The 16,887-nt window shown below is 39.6% G+C and carries 9 protein-coding genes and 3 CRISPR repeat arrays (1 of these 12 only partly in view); of the genes, 4 read left to right on the top strand and 5 right to left on the bottom strand.

The window, feature by feature from the left end; all coding sequences use genetic code 11:
* A CRISPR array of direct repeats spans window positions 1–682; the repeat unit is 29 nt; unit sequence GTCTCATTGCACCTATAAGGAATTGAAAC; it reaches 385 nt to the left of the window's first position.
* A 230-nt stretch (window positions 683–912) separates the two neighbouring features.
* Window positions 913–2,649, top strand: a complete 1,737-nt coding sequence (locus KSMBR1_RS02340; RefSeq protein WP_099323573.1) for an IS1634 family transposase — start codon at window positions 913–915, stop codon at window positions 2,647–2,649.
* A 77-nt stretch (window positions 2,650–2,726) separates the two neighbouring features.
* A CRISPR array of direct repeats spans window positions 2,727–3,722; the repeat unit is 29 nt; unit sequence GTCTCATTGCACCTATAAGGAATTGAAAC.
* A gap of 321 nt (window positions 3,723–4,043) precedes the next feature.
* On the opposite strand, the gene KSMBR1_RS02335 is transcribed toward KSMBR1_RS02340, so the two are convergent.
* Window positions 4,044–5,147, bottom strand: a complete 1,104-nt coding sequence (locus KSMBR1_RS02335) for an IS4-like element ISCku3 family transposase (RefSeq protein ID WP_099323887.1) — start codon at window positions 5,145–5,147, stop codon at window positions 4,044–4,046.
* A 118-nt stretch (window positions 5,148–5,265) separates the two neighbouring features.
* A CRISPR array of direct repeats spans window positions 5,266–5,814; the repeat unit is 29 nt; unit sequence GTCTCATTGCACCTATAAGGAATTGAAAC.
* Between the two features lie 461 nt (window positions 5,815–6,275).
* On the opposite strand from KSMBR1_RS02335, the gene KSMBR1_RS02330 reads away from it, so the two are divergent.
* The 3 genes from KSMBR1_RS02330 (at window position 6,276) to KSMBR1_RS02320 (ending at window position 9,174) form a co-directional block, all read left to right on the top strand.
* The gene (locus KSMBR1_RS02330) at window positions 6,276–6,905 is read left to right on the top strand and encodes a hypothetical protein (protein ID WP_099323886.1); all 630 of its coding nucleotides are present in this window, start codon (window positions 6,276–6,278) and stop codon (window positions 6,903–6,905) included.
* Between the two features lie 165 nt (window positions 6,906–7,070).
* Window positions 7,071–8,273 (top strand): type II secretion system F family protein, encoded by a 1,203-nt coding sequence (locus KSMBR1_RS02325; protein WP_099323885.1) that lies wholly within the window; start codon window positions 7,071–7,073, stop codon window positions 8,271–8,273.
* A gap of 166 nt (window positions 8,274–8,439) precedes the next feature.
* Window positions 8,440–9,174 (top strand): dolichyl-phosphate beta-glucosyltransferase, encoded by a 735-nt coding sequence (locus tag KSMBR1_RS02320; RefSeq protein WP_157820322.1) that lies wholly within the window; start codon window positions 8,440–8,442, stop codon window positions 9,172–9,174.
* Between the two features lie 141 nt (window positions 9,175–9,315).
* Here the strand turns inward: KSMBR1_RS02320 and KSMBR1_RS02315 are convergent, their stop codons facing one another.
* From KSMBR1_RS02315 to KSMBR1_RS02300, 4 genes are all read right to left on the bottom strand, one after another.
* Window positions 9,316–11,310, bottom strand: coding sequence for a flippase activity-associated protein Agl23 (locus KSMBR1_RS02315; protein ID WP_099323883.1), 1,995 nt, complete (start codon window positions 11,308–11,310; stop codon window positions 9,316–9,318).
* Between the two features lie 7 nt (window positions 11,311–11,317).
* Entirely contained in the window at window positions 11,318–11,599 is a 282-nt protein-coding gene (locus KSMBR1_RS22280) for a hypothetical protein (protein ID WP_230408032.1), read from the bottom strand.
* A gap of 28 nt (window positions 11,600–11,627) precedes the next feature.
* Complete coding sequence (locus KSMBR1_RS02305) at window positions 11,628–14,474, bottom strand: PA14 domain-containing protein (RefSeq protein ID WP_099323881.1); 2,847 nt, start codon at window positions 14,472–14,474, stop codon at window positions 11,628–11,630.
* 890 nt (window positions 14,475–15,364) lie between these two features.
* Window positions 15,365–16,678, bottom strand: coding sequence for a TldD/PmbA family protein (locus KSMBR1_RS02300; protein ID WP_099323880.1), 1,314 nt, complete (start codon window positions 16,676–16,678; stop codon window positions 15,365–15,367).
* Between the last annotated feature and the right edge of the window lie 209 nt (window positions 16,679–16,887).

Raw genomic sequence — 16,887 nt, 5'->3', positions numbered from 1 at the left:
CGTAGTCTCATTGCACCTATAAGGAATTGAAACTGACAGAAAAATAAAGACATTTTTGGAGTACATACAGTCTCATTGCACCTATAAGGAATTGAAACCCCGTTACCGTACCATCTGCATTGAGAGTTGCCCCGTCTCATTGCACCTATAAGGAATTGAAACGGAGAATTTTTGGGTCGTCGCTTGGAACGGGAGAATGTCTCATTGCACCTATAAGGAATTGAAACTAAAAGAGATACACTCGTATTTATATAGCACCCTTGTCTCATTGCACCTATAAGGAATTGAAACTGTGGCACATTTTCTCAAGCATGATCATTTCTGCTGGTCTCATTGCACCTATAAGGAATTGAAACGTAGAAACAATTCTCCCAATTATTGAGAAGTATAGGGTCTCATTGCACCTATAAGGAATTGAAACTATAAAGACCCCCTCCATTTCACACTCTGTGATATCGTCTCATTGCACCTATAAGGAATTGAAACGAAAGTGTTCAGGGTGATAACGAAGGCGAACAACAGGTCTCATTGCACCTATAAGGAATTGAAACTTGATTGCGGGAACAACAGGTATTCCAAAAAGGATTGTCTCATTGCACCTATAAGGAATTGAAACCTGTGGTGGTCTCGGACTATTTCAAGTTTTTTCCTACGTCTCATTGCACCTATAAGGAATTGAAACTTGTGAGGTACAATAGGTCTTAAGTGCTCTAGCGTGAGTTTATCACGAAATAAGGTGTAAGACAAAGACATCAAGTTGCAATCCAATGATTTGTATCGGGTTGCGACTTTTTTTGTCTAAAAAATTATGTATACACTGAATAATACTATATTTATATTGCATTATATGCCTGTATATACTATTATACACGGAGTATTAATCTATTACGTATACACTAACAACTAATAGCCATGGCTACCATTCAATCTAAAAACTCCAGAGGTTATAAATATTGGTATATTGTCGAATCGCGGCGCGTTAACGGCAAGCCCAGGCCCATCGTCCTGGCCTATCTTGGCAAGGCAGACGATTTATTAAAACAACTGCAAGGTCTTACCGAAAAATTACGGCTCAAATCTTATTCACATGGCGCGGTAGCCGCATTGCTAAGTGTGGCCAATGCCCTGGACGTCCCTTCCGTGATTAATAAATATATAAAGTCGCCACGGCAGTATTGTGCTAAAAAACCTGTTCGAAATAATCTGACCGCCGGAAGTACCCTCTTGTTGGGTGCCGTGGGGAGAGTGTGTGTGCCTACCAGCAAAAGAGGATGGTGGGATTGGGCAAAGACGACTACTGCCGAATACTTACTCAGACACAGCTTGAGTAAAATAGACAGTCAGCATTTCTGGGATTTGATGGATGCACTTCCTGAAGAATCCATTGCAGAAATCGAGCGCGAATTAATTGAAAAGACATTTAAAACATACAACCTTCAAAGCGACACACTGTTTTTTGATACAACCAATTTTTTCACGTATATCGACACAACTAATCTGCGATGCACTATTGCCCGGCGGGGGAAAAACAAACAAAAGCGATACGATCTCAGGCAGGTCGGGTTGGCGATGGTCGTTACACGTAACGACATGATACCGTTGTTTCACCATACCTATCAGGGGAACATGGCGGATGCAAAGGTGTTCAGCGCGGTTCTTGAGACGATAAAAGACAGGATGACCGGATTAGGTTTCGACAGCAAAAAGCACACTATTGTTTTTGATCGTGGAAACAATTCCATGGACAATATGGCTATTGTAGAGAGATTGGCATTGCATTACGTTGGAGCGCTTACACCGTATCATCACAAGCAGTTGGTAGGGGATGCCATGTGTAATTTCAGGGAATATGACGTTGACGGCAGTAAGATACAGGTGTACCATGACAAACGGGTTATTTGGGGGCAGGAAAGAACCGTTGTCGTATTTATTTCCGAGAAATTAAAGGTTGGGCAATTAAGGGGAATGTCTCAGTCTCTGGAAAAGGCAGAACATCAGTTAAAGCTCTTACAGCAGCATCTGTGTAATCCAAAGGGAAAGATGCGGGACAAAGAGGGTCTGGAGGATACGATAAGAAGTGTAGTGAAATGTCAATTTGCGAAGGATGTTATCGATTGGTCGTTAAAAGAGGTATCTGAAGGCAAGTTTCAATTGAATTTTTCAATCGACCAGAAAAAGCTCGAAGAAATAGAAGGGGAACTGGGGTTCAGGATTCTTATGACAGACCATCACGATTGGGATACCGCGGACATTATAAAAGCCTACTATGGGCAATCAAAAATTGAACATGCCTTTAGAAATCTCAAGAACCCCTATCACCTTGCTTTAAAACCGCAATTTCACTGGACGGATCAGAAAATCAGGGTGCATTTTTTTATTTGCGTCCTCGGATACCTAATGGCGGCGATTGTGTGGTATCAGGCAAAAGCGCACGCACAATTTAGTGGAACGTTAGATACCCTGTTAGACACCCTTAATAATATAAGGCTTTCTGCTATGCTTGAAGAAACAAAGGCCAGAGGGAGAGTTAAGGCTACCTACAAATTGGAAGAAATGTCCGACAAGGAATCTCTGTTGATGAATGCGTTAGGCATTATGGATTTCCACAAACATCGGCTGAAACTTCAAGGACTCAGTGTATACAATTGATGTTGTGCTTAACGCATTGACTGTATTTATGTTACGTTGCTTCATGCCTTATTTTGTGATAAACTCACGCTAGTAGGGTCTCATTGCACCTATAAGGAATTGAAACGAGGGTCGCTTGTATCGTCTATATGCGAATCAAGTCTCATTGCACCTATAAGGAATTGAAACAATCTCGGAAGGGCGTGAAAAGAAATTCCCAAACACGTCTCATTGCACCTATAAGGAATTGAAACACGATCAACCAACGACTAACCACAAACAATAATAATGTCTCATTGCACCTATAAGGAATTGAAACTTGAAAACATGGCCATGTCGATACTGGATTCTATTGTCTCATTGCACCTATAAGGAATTGAAACGCCGCATCAGCCGCAATGTACTATCTCACCCGCAAGTCTCATTGCACCTATAAGGAATTGAAACGAGGGTCGCTTGTATCGTCTATATGCGAATCAAGTCTCATTGCACCTATAAGGAATTGAAACAGCGTTGTCATGCCGCGCCAGGCACGACTCGCCTGCGGTCTCATTGCACCTATAAGGAATTGAAACGATAATTTGATTTTTAGTTCTGAGTATAATTATTTGTCTCATTGCACCTATAAGGAATTGAAACTCAGCAATAAGGATTTTACTTGCCGCAGGCGTGGCGGGTCTCATTGCACCTATAAGGAATTGAAACCAGGATTTCGGAGGCATGTACGGAGCCGAGGAAACCGAGTCTCATTGCACCTATAAGGAATTGAAACCAATAAGATATGACCCCTCATCTACCACCTTCAGCGTCTCATTGCACCTATAAGGAATTGAAACTATCTATAATCCTACAACAAAACTATGTAGGCAGAGTCTCATTGCACCTATAAGGAATTGAAACATTATCACTGAGCTTATCAGGCCGAAAAACGAAAAGTCTCATTGCACCTATAAGGAATTGAAACCGTCAGAGAGGCAGTACAGCACTGCCTCGTCGATAAAGTCTCATTGCACCTATAAGGAATTGAAACTTCGCATCCACTACATTAGATGAAAATATTGATGAGTCTCATTGCACCTATAAGGAATTGAAACTCGGTATTGTGTTCTACAATTGGAGAGGGAAGGAACGTCTCATTGCACCTATCCCGGAAAACGGGGAAAGATACGACGGTAATTGTCTCATTGCACCTATAAGGAATTGAAACCGCAATGACAGGGCGTGACCCCATAAGCGCTAACTTGTTTTAGGTGCGCTCGAAGTATTTTGATATCTGTGTTTTTCGGATTCTTGTATTTTCTGCTAAAGAACAAGCAATGTCATTCCAGCACTTAAGAACTTCCTGTAATGATAACGCTGGTTCTATAGCCCGTTTTACTTGATTAAGCATAAAAGCAAATTCACGCCATTTGCTTTTAGTCTTCTTGCTTGACAATGAAGTATCCCCAGGGGGAAAAAGACGTAGCAAAATCTATTAGTTTTTCTGTCAAAAGAGCAACGAATAGTTTGCCATAAAGCCAAGCTTTTGAGCTATCATCATCGTATTTAGGTAAGTGTCCAAATTGTGCTATTTGTTTAAATCTTTTAAAGACCAGTTCAATTTGCCATCGAACTCGATACCATTCTAAGATATCAAAAGCGGTAAATTGATTTTCAGGAAACGTTGTGAATACTATTACGTACTTGGCATAAATAAGGGTCTCCGGTTTTAGTTCAATGCCCTTTTTGCTTGCATGTCTTTTAAGTTTTTTATGAGCTATTTTAATGGCTTCTTCTGTTTTGCGTATTATACAAAGACGCCCTTTGACATATTCAGTATTATCAACGTTTGGAATAAAAACGTTCCATGATTTTATAGCAAGGGGTCTTTTTAAATATTGGATTTCTTTCAATAAAGGAAAGGGTTTCTTTTCTTCGCCGAATATCCGTAGAGATTGCGAATTAACTCTAACGCTAAGATAAGCGCCTTTCCTTGTTGCATGATGAATTCCTTGGCCAGTACAGTAACCTCTGTCAGCTATAATATAATCATCTTTTTTCATCGGAAACTGCCGAAAAGATTCTCCTGTGCCTTCTCCTTCAGTTCCCGTAAGTTTAAAGAAATCGCAAGATAATGAAGGAACCTCAATACTATAATGAATGCGCCAAAGACTTCCTGTTTTCCCAGGTTCCTTTACTGTTGTTGCATCAAATAAGCGAAGATGAAAATTATTCCGTTTATTAATTTGGAGGCCACGCTCACGGAATAAAGATAAACATAATTTATATAGCCATTCTTTGCTCTTTTTTAATCGCTTTAATAAGGCAACATCGGATAAATCTGCTAAGTTAGCACGCTTGGCTCGAACTACTGTTTCACGCAATGAATAGCCACATCCTAAATGAATTAATAATGTTCGAAGAAGCTTTTCTTCAGATTTATCCTTGCGCAAGCCTTTTAAAGCATTTGTATCAACGGCTAAACTTTTCCAATCGTTTGGGAAGAAAGTTCTTAGAAGATCCCAATCTTCTCTCATCATGGCTTTATCCTCCTATAGAGTGATTAGCGGGATAATTAACATAAAAATACCATGATGAATAAAATTTGTCAATAAAACAAGTTAGCGCTTATGGGGCGTGACCCACCCACCACGGTGGGTCTCATTGCACCTATAAGGAATTGAAACTGTTGAGCGTGCAATAGACAAGGCATTTGACATGCGTCTCATTGCACCTATAAGGAATTGAAACGTTACAATGCCGATATCACGCCTTGCACCATTACCAGTCTCATTGCACCTATAAGGAATTGAAACGGGTGCAAGAAGTGCAATAATATTGGTTTTAAAGGCGTCTCATTGCACCTATAAGGAATTGAAACAGTAGTGGAATTAATGAAAAGCCTTGCTTCTGTACAGTCTCATTGCACCTATAAGGAATTGAAACAGTATTTGGTCGGGAAGTTTTTTCTTAAGATTACCCAGTCTCATTGCACCTATAAGGAATTGAAACTAAAGATATACAACAGGGATTATGAGGCGTTAGCTGTCTCATTGCACCTATAAGGAATTGAAACCTATCACGGGCAATTCTAAATTGTTCATCGACGCTTGTCTCATTGCACCTATAAGGAATTGAAACAGCTACAAGTCGCCTGCGTGAAAAAGACTTAAGTGACGTCTCATTGCACCTATAAGGAATTGAAACTAACATCAATACAGTAATCTAAACGAGAAATATTCCCGTCTCATTATTGAAACATGGATGTCAAGAATAAGGGAAAAAACTAATGTCGCGTCTCATTGAACCAGTTGTTTAAGATGTCTATTTTCTCAACTTGACGGTGCCGCTATGTCTATAAACGTAATAATGGCAACGGCTGTAGTGCGCCAGAGTTCCTGTCCTGTGTTTTAATAATACCATTTATAGCCGTTGCCAACATTTTTTCCCCCTTTTTGTTGAAGGGTATGGTGCGGTAAAATGCAAAATTGTGTATTATGCATATGGTATTGTTTTATTTTCGTTTCAAACCAAAAGTTCATCACAAACAAAGCGAAACTGAATTATCAAAAGAGGCAAAAACGAGAATGCCTTGAAAAGCCTGAATGCGCTGTTAGAATAAAGATGTTTCGTAAGTATTTAAAAAATCTTAAGACACATTAAAAACCTTGAAAATAAATACGCACTATTTACAAATAATTGCCAAAATCCTTACTGAAAAGCTGAGGCGCTGGAAGAATTATTTACCGGTAATAAACCTCATATTGCTTGTCAGCTTTTTAGGCATGGTTGGCATAAGTGTGCTTTTGGTATATAAACCTCCTGAGGATACGATAAAAAGGAGTGATTTTATTGAAAAGGCTCCCGACAATAAAAAACAACTGACGTTTCTCGACAAGGATAAAAAAACGATTGATGATTATGAAACGCTATTGTCGAATAATCCATTTTCTCAGGACCGCAGTGATTGGAGGCCCTCAGAAAAAAAAATCAAAACCGCAACCGCAAAGAGAGATCCCTTGCCTAAAAAAGAAGAACCCATACCGAAAGTTGAAGAACAAAAACCAAAAGGCAACCCAAAACCGATTAAGCTGTTTGGTATTTTAATACTCGGTGATGTGAAAAAGGCACTGATACTCAATCCTGATCGTGAAAAAAATAAAAGTGCTTATATTTTTATAGAAGAAGGGGAGTCGATTGTTGACTACAAGGTAAAGAATATTGAGAAAGACAGGATTAAGCTCGATTGGTATGGACAGGAGCATGTTGTTGTCATGAGGGCAAACATTAGAAAATAAATAAAAATTTAGTTTTTTGAAAAATTCCAATAATAGAGATGCTTGCTGCATAGTGTAGGGGCGAAGCATTTGTTATAAATTGTCATAAATGCGTTCATACCTAAACTGGCAAATGTTTCGCCCCTACTTTTTAAAAAAACTAAATTGTTATGAAAATAAATAGTGATGAGTACATTCAGATATAAATTATTAACCAGCTCCAGCAATATAGTAGAAGGCGAAAAAGAGGCCGAAAACAAAACAAGCTTAATAAGCGACCTCCGTAAGTCAGGGCATATTATTTTAAATATACATCAGATAAACAAGGGAAAAAAATTTGAATTATTTTTTAAACGGGTAAGTAAAAAGGCTGTTTTACCGTTTACGCAGGAATTGGCAACGCTGCTTGAAGGCGGCATTCCAATTGATAAAAGCCTGTCTATTTTGTTGTCGGGACAGGGAAAAAATGCAATGAAGAGTGTTATTGAAGATTTGTTGAATGGGATTAAGTCGGGAAAGTCATTCACAGAGGCGCTCAAAAATCATGAAAAATTATTTTCCAGTATTTACATCAGCATGGTGCGTGCGGGAGAAGAAGGGGGCGTCTTGCCGCAGGTTTTGAAAAGATTGGGTGATTTTCAGGAAAAATTGCAGAAAACAAAAGGTGAAATTATCTCGGCAATGATTTACCCTTTGTTGTTAAGCAGTACAGGTCTCTTGTCGATTGGGGCTCTCATTGTTTATGTTATCCCTAAATTTTCTCAAATCTTCGAAGGGATGGGCATTTCACTGCCATTCTCAACAATGGTACTTATGGGAATGAGCCAATATGGTATAAAATATGGCTGGATTTTTATTGCGGTGATTATGGCGTTATTTTTCATATATAAAAGGGCGATGAAGGATAATACTACTGCTGCCAAAATAGATCAGAAAAAATTGAAATTGCCTCTCATGGGAAATCTGTTATGGAAAATGCAGATATCCAGGTTCGCGAGAACGATGGGTACATTGTTAGAAAACGGTGTTCCGTTGCTGAAGTCTTTAGATATTGTCAAAGATGTTTTGTCAAATAAGCATCTTTCTGAGATACTCGTCGGTGTTAAGACAAATGTAAAAGAAGGCGCAGGTATTACCGTTTCACTTGCGGAGAGAGGTTTTCTGCCGGAAATTGCAATCCATTTGCTCAAGGTAGGTGAAGAAACAGGGAAACTGGACCGGATGCTTCTTAAGGTTGCGGACAATTTTGATGCGGATGTAGAAGGCCGGATGAAACGTCTCGTGACGATGGTGGAGCCTGTGCTTATATTGCTCATGGGGGCAGTCATTGGTGTTATTGTTATCTCTATGCTTACCGCAATTCTTAGTGTAAATGATATGAAGTTCTAAGGTACCTTCTCAATAAGTTGCGGTAAACAACTCCCTTGCTCCCTTTATTAATGTGGAATACTGTACTTCCCGGTCCACAATCTGTAATCTGCAATCTGCCGACTGCCAAGTGCTACGGTATAATAAAAAATTCCAAGTCTCTTAACCCTCTCTGTGAATGGTTATAATGAAAGAATGCTTCCTGTCGATAATAATCCCCGCTTATAATGAAGAGGATAGAATCTTACCTACCCTGGAAAGTGTTTGTGCCTTCCTTTCTAAACAGGAGTATCATTCTGAACTTATTGTGGTGGATGATGGTTCTGTTGATAATACCATAAAAAAGATAAACGAATTTTCACATGCAAACAAGAGTGGCATAATCCTTTTGAAAAATAAGAAAAACAAGGGTAAAGGTTATTCTGTAAAAAGGGGTATGCTGGCGGCAAATGGCGAGTATGTTTTTTTTACCGATGCCGATCTCTCTACGCCAATAGAAGAGATTGATAAATGTTTGCCCTATCTTAAAACAGAAGGCTATGATGTGATTATCGGGTCGAGAAGCATTTTTGGAGCGGATATAATAATACATCAGCCATGGTACAGGGAAAAGATGGGCAAAATCTTTAATTGTATTATCCGGTGGCTATTAATGGGGGGGGTGGTAGATACGCAATGCGGATTTAAGGGGTTTAAAAGAGACGCAGTGAGAAAGGTCTTTGAAAAGTGCAGAATAACCGGGTTTGCATTTGATGTTGAGGCGCTCTATCTTTCCAACAAATTTCATTTTAAGATGAAAGAAATACCGATCAAATGGCGGAATTCCACGCTAAGCAAGGTAAGTCCTGTAAGGCATTCATTGCAAATGCTTAAGGATATTATAGTGATAAAAATAAATGATTTGAAAGGCTATTACGGCTAGTCTGCAACACTTTGTATTTTTGAAAAGGTAGAGGCGAAGCATTTGCCCGTTTGGGCGTGAACGCCTTTATGACAATTTACGGCAAATGCTTCGTCCCTACCTTGCGATTATTGAAATTTTTTAAAAATACAAAGTGTTACGCTAATCCGGTTTTTTGTGAAAGAATATATCGCCTGGAATCAACGTTTCTTGCCCGCCAGGCGGTTTCCATAATAACGCCATAATGGCCCCGCCTCCAATATCAAAATATTGAATCCTGATAGCATGATACCCTTCTTCGAGGAACGTCGTTCCCGAAATATACCGCACTGCATGCGGCTCTCCATTATCTACCACAAGGTTTTCATCAAGGTAGACAAAAGACCCGTCGTCTGACCTTGTGGCAAATTGATAAACCCCGCTTTTTTGAATATGCAGATAGCCTTCCCATGCTATTCCAAAAGGAGACCGGTAGGGTTTTTTGGTCTCATCATTATACGTGAAAGAAATAGAGTCTTTTTCAATGGACGAGGAAAAAGGTTTTCCAATGCATTCAATGTTATAGTAGTACAGAGCCTTTAATCCCGGATCAAGCTCCTCTGCGGAGACGTTCAAAGGCAATCGCGTAGATGTTTCTCTCCCGGTTTCATGAGCAAAGGCACTATCATACAATCCTTGTTGTATGTAGGCGGTGATCCATACGCCCGGACGTAAAACAAACCGTTCGTTTTTGTAATTTCCCTTTAGTTTTCCCTTTAAATCACTCTCTCCCTTTTTATCCGCTAAAATAACGGGTGCGTTGGGATTATCTATCACTTTTCCCCAGAAATTTGCGTGTTTGTACTCCCTGAGATACCAGGGTAGCGGCCAGTAATCCTTTGAAACGATGTTTATCTCCATGTCCTTCCCGCATATGCCTGAAAGCGTTTCTAACCGGTCTATTAAATTATAAACATCTCTTTTTGTCTGAACATACACAAGCTCGTATCGCTCATCATCATAATTTACAAAGTTTAGCATGATAGATTGATAGCAGAAGAAACAAAAAACACCGGTGTATAGCGCGAAGAAAATTGCGTAATGCCATTTGCGTGTGATAATTTTAAATAATCCATTTATAAAAATGCCGGATAAGATTGCAATCGGAAGGGTAAGATTTATGATCAACCAGGGAGTTTTGTATGGTATGCATGAGTAAATGACATAGATAAGTACCGCCCATACGGAGGTAAAAATGGCGAATCTGTTTCTGTATCTGAATGAATAGTACATCCCGGCAATTCCCATAACCAGCATGGGAAGCTCAAATTTATAGAGTAATTTAAAATAATAAAAGAAGGGTTTTGCATGGCCGCCTGCCGAATGAGTGCCGGTTTTTGTCCATATCTTTAACGTAGTCAAAATGCCTTTTACGCCGTCGTAGTAAGTGAAAAACGATGAATAAAATAAAAAATTAATGAACAGAAACAGGCCGATGCAGATACAGATTACGCGCCATTTTTGTCTGCAGGTATTCGCAAAAACACTAAAAATATGTTTTATACATTTGATTCTCGTACCTCGGTGAAAAAGCAATACTTCATAACCATATGCGCAGACTAATGATATGATAAATACGGTAAATGTGATTATGTAGGTTTCTTTTATGGTAATGATAAAAGCGATGCTTGATGCGGCGAAATAGATATATCTGGATTTTCTTGTTTCCGAATAGAGAAAGAATGAGACGACAGTTGTCAGTGTAAAAAATATAAAATATGTTTCGTGGATAGTATCTCTCGAGAAAAAAGAATTAGAGGGAGAGATGGCAATGAGTAACCCGGCAGTGAGCAGGCCAATGTTCCCCATTCTTTTTCGTAAAGGATAAAGTGAGGCCACAACCATAATCCCAAATAAAACCGGCATAAGCCGGAACGAGAAATCTGTTTGGCCTAATACATAAAAAGGGATCAGCCCAATATAGTAGAGGAAAGGGCCATGATAGTTTGCGGGGTCGTAACGATATTGATTCCTCTCAAACAGATTCCGCAGGAAAAAACTATTCACTCCTTCGTCGGAATGTAGCGGACGAATATCCAAATCCCAAAAACGGAAGAGCGATGCGATAACGACAGGCACAAAAAAAGCAATGAGTAATGGTATGGTTTGTTTTTTCATGGATGTTTTATAGTAATTTAAAGAAACGATCTACCAAATTATAGCTGATAGCTGATTGCTGATAGCTGATAGCTGATAGCTGATTGCTGATAGCTGATTGCTGCCATGAGCTATGAGCCATGAGCCATGAGCCATGAGCCATGAACCATGAGCCATAAGCCATGAGCCATGAGCCATGAACCATGAGCCATGAACCATGAGCCATAAGCCATGAGCCATAAGCCATGAGCCATGAGCCATGAACCATGAGCCATGAACCATGAGCCATAAGCCATGAGCCATGAGCCATGAGCCATTAGCTAATTTATAAACAATTGTTACATTTCGTTCGCTTCGGATGATTCATTTTCATGAACTGAAAATCTTTCTACAGGTATTTTTACCACACTGCCGTCAGAATTCTTCCACAACAGTCTGAACACCGCTCCGCCTTTTTCATCGAAATACTTAATCTTAATTTTGTGTTTGCCTTTTTCGAGAAAAACAGAGCCGGATTTTTCCCGTACCATATGGGAACCGCCGTTGTCAATTATCAATGCATCGTTAATGTAAAGCCATGAGCCGTCATCTGACAATAACACGAATGTATAAGTATCAGCAGTATCGATATCAATAAACCCTTCCCAGATAATACCAAATGGGCTGTTAAAAACCTTTACACTATTATTCGGCCAATCAAATTCAATTTCAGTGTCAATATCTTCGTAAATGGGTTCGCCGTGCCACTCTATAGTATCATAGTATTTAACTGACAGCCCATTTTGCCGGTTTTTTAGGGTGTTCAAAGGCTTTTGGGGAAGTAAAGCCCGTGCGGGGATAACGGATTCCCTCCCCCTGGAGAGAGGTTTCCATGTAAGTTTTAAAACCGCCCCGCCTCCTTTATCAAAATATTTTATGACCATTTTGTGGACGCCTTTTTTCAGTGTAATAGTTTCGGATTTTGATTGCACCCTATGGACGCCACCATTGTCAATAAGGAGATTTTCATTTATATAAAGCCATGAACCGTCGTCCGATGCCAATGTAAAGGTATATTGACCGGTATTTTTAATGATAATGTATCCTTCGTATACAATGCTAAAGGGGCTTGGCACAAATTTATCATCATCATTTGCCCAGTTGAAATTGATATCAGCAGTAATTTCTTCAAAAACAGGGGCGCCTCTCCAATCTTCGTTGTCATAATATCGCACCGACAAACCGTTTTTTTTGGCTGCTATATCAGAAGTAAGATCAGGGGTGATTTTCTTGTTAAGATCAAACACCTGATAGCTTCGTGTACTGATAATACAGGTATAATTCTTTTTGAAAAAATCCTTGTTTGCATATTTTCTTTTTTCATGATGACCAATAATCGCATAATCGGTTTTGTATTTGTTAATAAGTGAAATGGCATTGGGTTTTCCCCTCAACATTGCATTAATATCGACTTCCCGTTCCCTGCCACCGCTGTGTCCATGACTCCAAACATGGCCCGGAAACCCCATAAGGGACTTTCGTCCAGTTAAAAATACCGGGTGGTTATGCACCGTTGCGTTGAGAAAAATTGCGTCGGCAGGAGTTTCATTGACAATCTGTTTGGCAAGTTCTATCTCTTCCGTGCTGAATTCCTTCCAGCCATTTATAGGGGCTATGGCAAATTTAAAAACATCGATAAAACCGGCGGCGATGAGGGAAAACGCGGAAAGGAAAAAAACGGTTCTTGAAAGGATCTTCAAACGTTTGTTTTCATAGAGATACGTCAATGCGAGCGCCGCCAAAGGGGTAACGCCAAGGTACCAGTAAATAAACATTTTTATATTGTCCCATGCCCACGGGGCAAATAGGAGGATGTTTGGTATTAAAAAAAGTATCAGAAATGTGAGCGGAAAATATTTTAAACGGCTTAAAGCAGTAGTGTTTTGTTTTAAAAAGAAGAGGACGCCCCCGCCGATTACAAAAAACCAGAATAGGCTCGTGTTTTTGATCCAGAACCACAGGAAATTTTCATCCCCCGCCATCCATCCGAATTGAAATTTAAAGAAACGTTCACTGTCGACATGACTGGAAAAATACCATACCTGCGGAAGTGAGAGTATAAAAGCCGGAAAAAAGAATAAAAACCATTTTCGCCAGTCCCAGTAAATTATTCCTAATGGTATTGTTACCATCAACATGGCAAGAAAACTATGGGTGTGGAAAAACGGCAATGCCCCGGCAACGACACCTGCAAATAAGAACTCCTTCCAGTGCTTCTTTTGTATGCCGGTGTAGAGGAATAAAAAAATGAGCATAGTAAATGGAAATCCGAAAAGGAAAGACCGCTGCGGCACATTGAGACAGGTCAACGGGGTAATCCAGTGATAATTTAATGGGGGGATTTTTGTATAATTTTGCGGCAAATTAGAGAGAAATTCCCATAGGCTACCAGAGGTGTTCGCAAGGTCCTGAAAGAAATAGTAGAAACCAAATCCGCCGGATAAAAAGAAAATAAAAGTGGAAAGGGTTGCGGCGAGTCTTTTTTTCGTTATGCGATATGTAAAATAGTAAAGAATGCCGTAAAAGGAAACGGTTAATAGAAAACCTGGTATGAATAGTATATTTCTGAAATTTAGGCCTGATTTTAGGAAAATAGCCGATAAGAAATCAGACAAAATGGGGTAGGTTAGTTTTTTGCCTGCAAAAACCGGATCGAGAGGCGGAACGTTATCCCCCCACGCAAAGGAGGTAATGTACGCAAGGTGTAAAGGCAGGTCGCCGTAATTATTAGATAAACCTACATATATGCCGGTTTCTTTCCATATAATGGTGCGGTAAAACAGACGGCAGAAGATCACGGTAAAAAAGGCAAAAACGGCAATATGTGCAAAATATGACGTTTTATTCAGTAGAAAATCTTTTTTAATGTCCGTTGCTTCATAGAGTATTTTTAGTTTTATATCGCTACGGTTTATTATGAAAAATAAGATGCAAAATAACAATGATAGTGCTATGGAAAAATAGATACATATAAATTGCAGCTTCCAGATTAAAGAGAATAGATAGACGAGCCATGTTTGCAAACCTAACCCTATGGCAATTCCATATGCGCCCCTTTCAAAAAGGGAATATTTTGCTGCCAGAAAGTAGGTAACCAGAAAACCCGTTATGACGGAGACAATTATAAAGATAACGGCAAGTATCATAAGGTCGTGTAGTGAAGAATGATAATTACTTAATTTACTATTCAATCAAAAGTAGAAACAGGTTAACATACAATAGAAATTCAGATTAAGCAATAAATTTTTAAAGGGGAGAACTACGGTGTTTTCCGGAAAGAGGCATTGCCGCAAAAGACGCTAACAAGTTAAGCATAAGCTGGCATAGCCGGAACCAAACAAGCAGGAAATAAAAAATACGAAATACGAAACAAATTCGAATAACAAAGCATAAAATCCAAAACAAATCCAAAACATCCCTCTGCGTGCGATCACGCACAGGCAGGCAACAATATGAAACATGAAATATGAAACATGAAACGCGAGATACGAAAGATGCACTTGTTTAGAATTTCAAATCATTTTGTCATTAGAATTTGTTTCGGATTTCGGATTTCGTGCTTCGGATTTTACCATTAATTATTTTGCCAAAAAATGCAAAAAAATTGTAACTATTCAGCGTAAACGATACACGGCTCGTTCCCAAACTCCAGTTTGGGAATGCATTTGTTCGAGAAACTCCGGTTTCTCGCCTGTTTGCTGATAGATAGGGAATAAAATCACAGAGTTAAGACAGTTTGTAATTTGTCAAGTCTGATCCTCTCTGGAAACAAAGTTTCCAGTGCAATTGCATTCCCAATTTTTTGTAAGTGTTCATGGAGTTGGGGCAAAACAACCCTGACAGGGTTTGAAACCCTGTCAGGGTTAACACTACTGTACGTTTTATTAAAACATGGCGGAAGTCACAAAAAATCGGGAATGCACCCGTTTGGGAACGAGTTGCGCTCTGATCTCCGGTAGTTTAATAAATTACGCTGAATAGTTACAAAAAATTACTGATAATGTACTATTGAGCCAATCGATTATGTCGCAGGAGTTTAATCCGCATTTCCCGCCACATTTACTGACTTAAAATAAAATGGTGGTACTTTTGTAGACCCATGCCATTCCGCCCTATCACCAATCGCAACGATATTGTTAAATAAATCAAATACGTTCCCTGCAATCATGCAATCCTTTACCCTGCCAATAATTTCTCCGTTTTCGATAAGGTATCCGAGATCTATGTTTACGGAAAATTCACCTGCCAGCACATTGCTTTGTCCTCCGCCAAGCACCTGGTCAACCAGAATGCCACATTTAATATCTTTCACCATTGAGTCAAACGGCATATCACCCGTTTCAACGATGATGTTGGAGTATCCAGGAGACGGTTGGGAAGAAAACCCCCGGTTGCCATTTCCGGTTGATTGCGTTTTCATAATGCCTGCGGTCTGCAGATCGAAAATATAGTTTATCAGCACACCCTTTTCAAATAATGGCGTGCGACGCGCAGGCACCCCTTCGGAGTCCACAGGATAGCTCATATCAGCAAAATCGATAGTTGCGTCATCATAAATACTTACTCTCGCGTCTATTATCTTCTCTCCCAGCCTGTTGGTGAGGGGCGAAGCGCCTTTTTGCAATAATTTCCCATTACATCCTGCTTCAAATGTGGAAAGAAAGATGTCCATGGCTTTTGCCGTAACAACAACAGGGTAGTCACCTGTTTTTAATTTCACTTCCTTCTTTGCTAGTTTTAAATCGTTGAGCGCTTTATCAACGTGTTTATTGAGATCTGTTGCAAGTCTCTTTGAACTCTCCCCTTCGCCGATTGAAAGCAGGCTTTGTCCCTTAATATGTAAGATTTCTATGCCAATGCCCAACGAGGTGGATTCAATGGTAATGTCCAGGCCTTTTGAATTGAGAAGACGCTGTTTTCCGTGTCCTTTCCCTATTCCTGCACTGCACTCATAGCTTGAATCTACTGCCAAAGCCCTTTCAATAGCCTCTTTGCCTATGCGCACACATTTTTCAATGGGAAAGTCAATAACATCCCTGTCAAAAACTGTCACCTGCGGATAATTATTTTGCGGGGGAAAATCAAACATGGCAATTTGTCCGAATTCAGCGCTCTCCAACGCATTTGCTACAAGTTTTTCAGGCTTTCTGAAATCGGTGGTGCAGGAAAACCCAATCCTTCCATCCTTTATTACCCGAAGGCCTACACCCCGGACGGATTTAGTATTAATGTATTTTAGTTTATTATTTTCGAAGCTTACCGAACGTGTTTCCCCTTCTTCATAAATAACTTCAACGTGTGCAGTATGCTTTAGCGCCTGTTCCAGAATCTTCTCTTCAATTTTGTCCATTTGAATAAAACCCCCCCGTTATTTTAAATTAATTGTTTGTGCATCTTACCGTATTGCATACAAATTTTTACCTGAAAATGAAAGAAGCAATCCTGACACGGTTTCGAATTTCGAAGGGAGCATTCCTGATTTTTTGTAACAGTTTAGATTTTTGGAAAAACAAAAATGCTCGTTCCCAAGCTTCGGCTTGGGAACGAGCGGTTTTTTTC

The sequence above is a fragment of the Candidatus Kuenenia stuttgartiensis genome, assembly GCF_900232105.1.
GTDB lineage: Bacteria > Planctomycetota > Brocadiia > Brocadiales > Brocadiaceae > Kuenenia > Kuenenia stuttgartiensis_A.
Note: the sequence above shows the minus strand (reverse complement) of the source record. Positions and strands in the feature narration are given on the sequence as shown.

Bases quoted from the DNA above. Each gene is read 5' to 3' on its own strand.
- KSMBR1_RS02340 (WP_099323573.1), top strand. From the start codon at position 913: ATGGCTACCATTCAATCTAAAAACTCCAGAGGTTATAAATATTGGTAT.
- KSMBR1_RS02335 (WP_099323887.1), bottom strand. From the start codon at position 5,147: ATGATGAGAGAAGATTGGGATCTTCTAAGAACTTTCTTCCCAAACGAT.
- KSMBR1_RS02325 (WP_099323885.1), top strand. From the start codon at position 7,071: ATGAGTACATTCAGATATAAATTATTAACCAGCTCCAGCAATATAGTA.
- KSMBR1_RS02320 (WP_157820322.1), top strand. From the start codon at position 8,440: ATGAAAGAATGCTTCCTGTCGATAATAATCCCCGCTTATAATGAAGAG.
- KSMBR1_RS02315 (WP_099323883.1), bottom strand. From the start codon at position 11,310: ATGAAAAAACAAACCATACCATTACTCATTGCTTTTTTTGTGCCTGTC.
- KSMBR1_RS22280 (WP_230408032.1), bottom strand. From the start codon at position 11,599: ATGGCTCATGGCTCATGGCTTATGGCTCATGGTTCATGGCTCATGGTT.
- KSMBR1_RS02305 (WP_099323881.1), bottom strand. From the start codon at position 14,474: ATGATACTTGCCGTTATCTTTATAATTGTCTCCGTCATAACGGGTTTT.
- KSMBR1_RS02300 (WP_099323880.1), bottom strand. From the start codon at position 16,678: ATGGACAAAATTGAAGAGAAGATTCTGGAACAGGCGCTAAAGCATACT.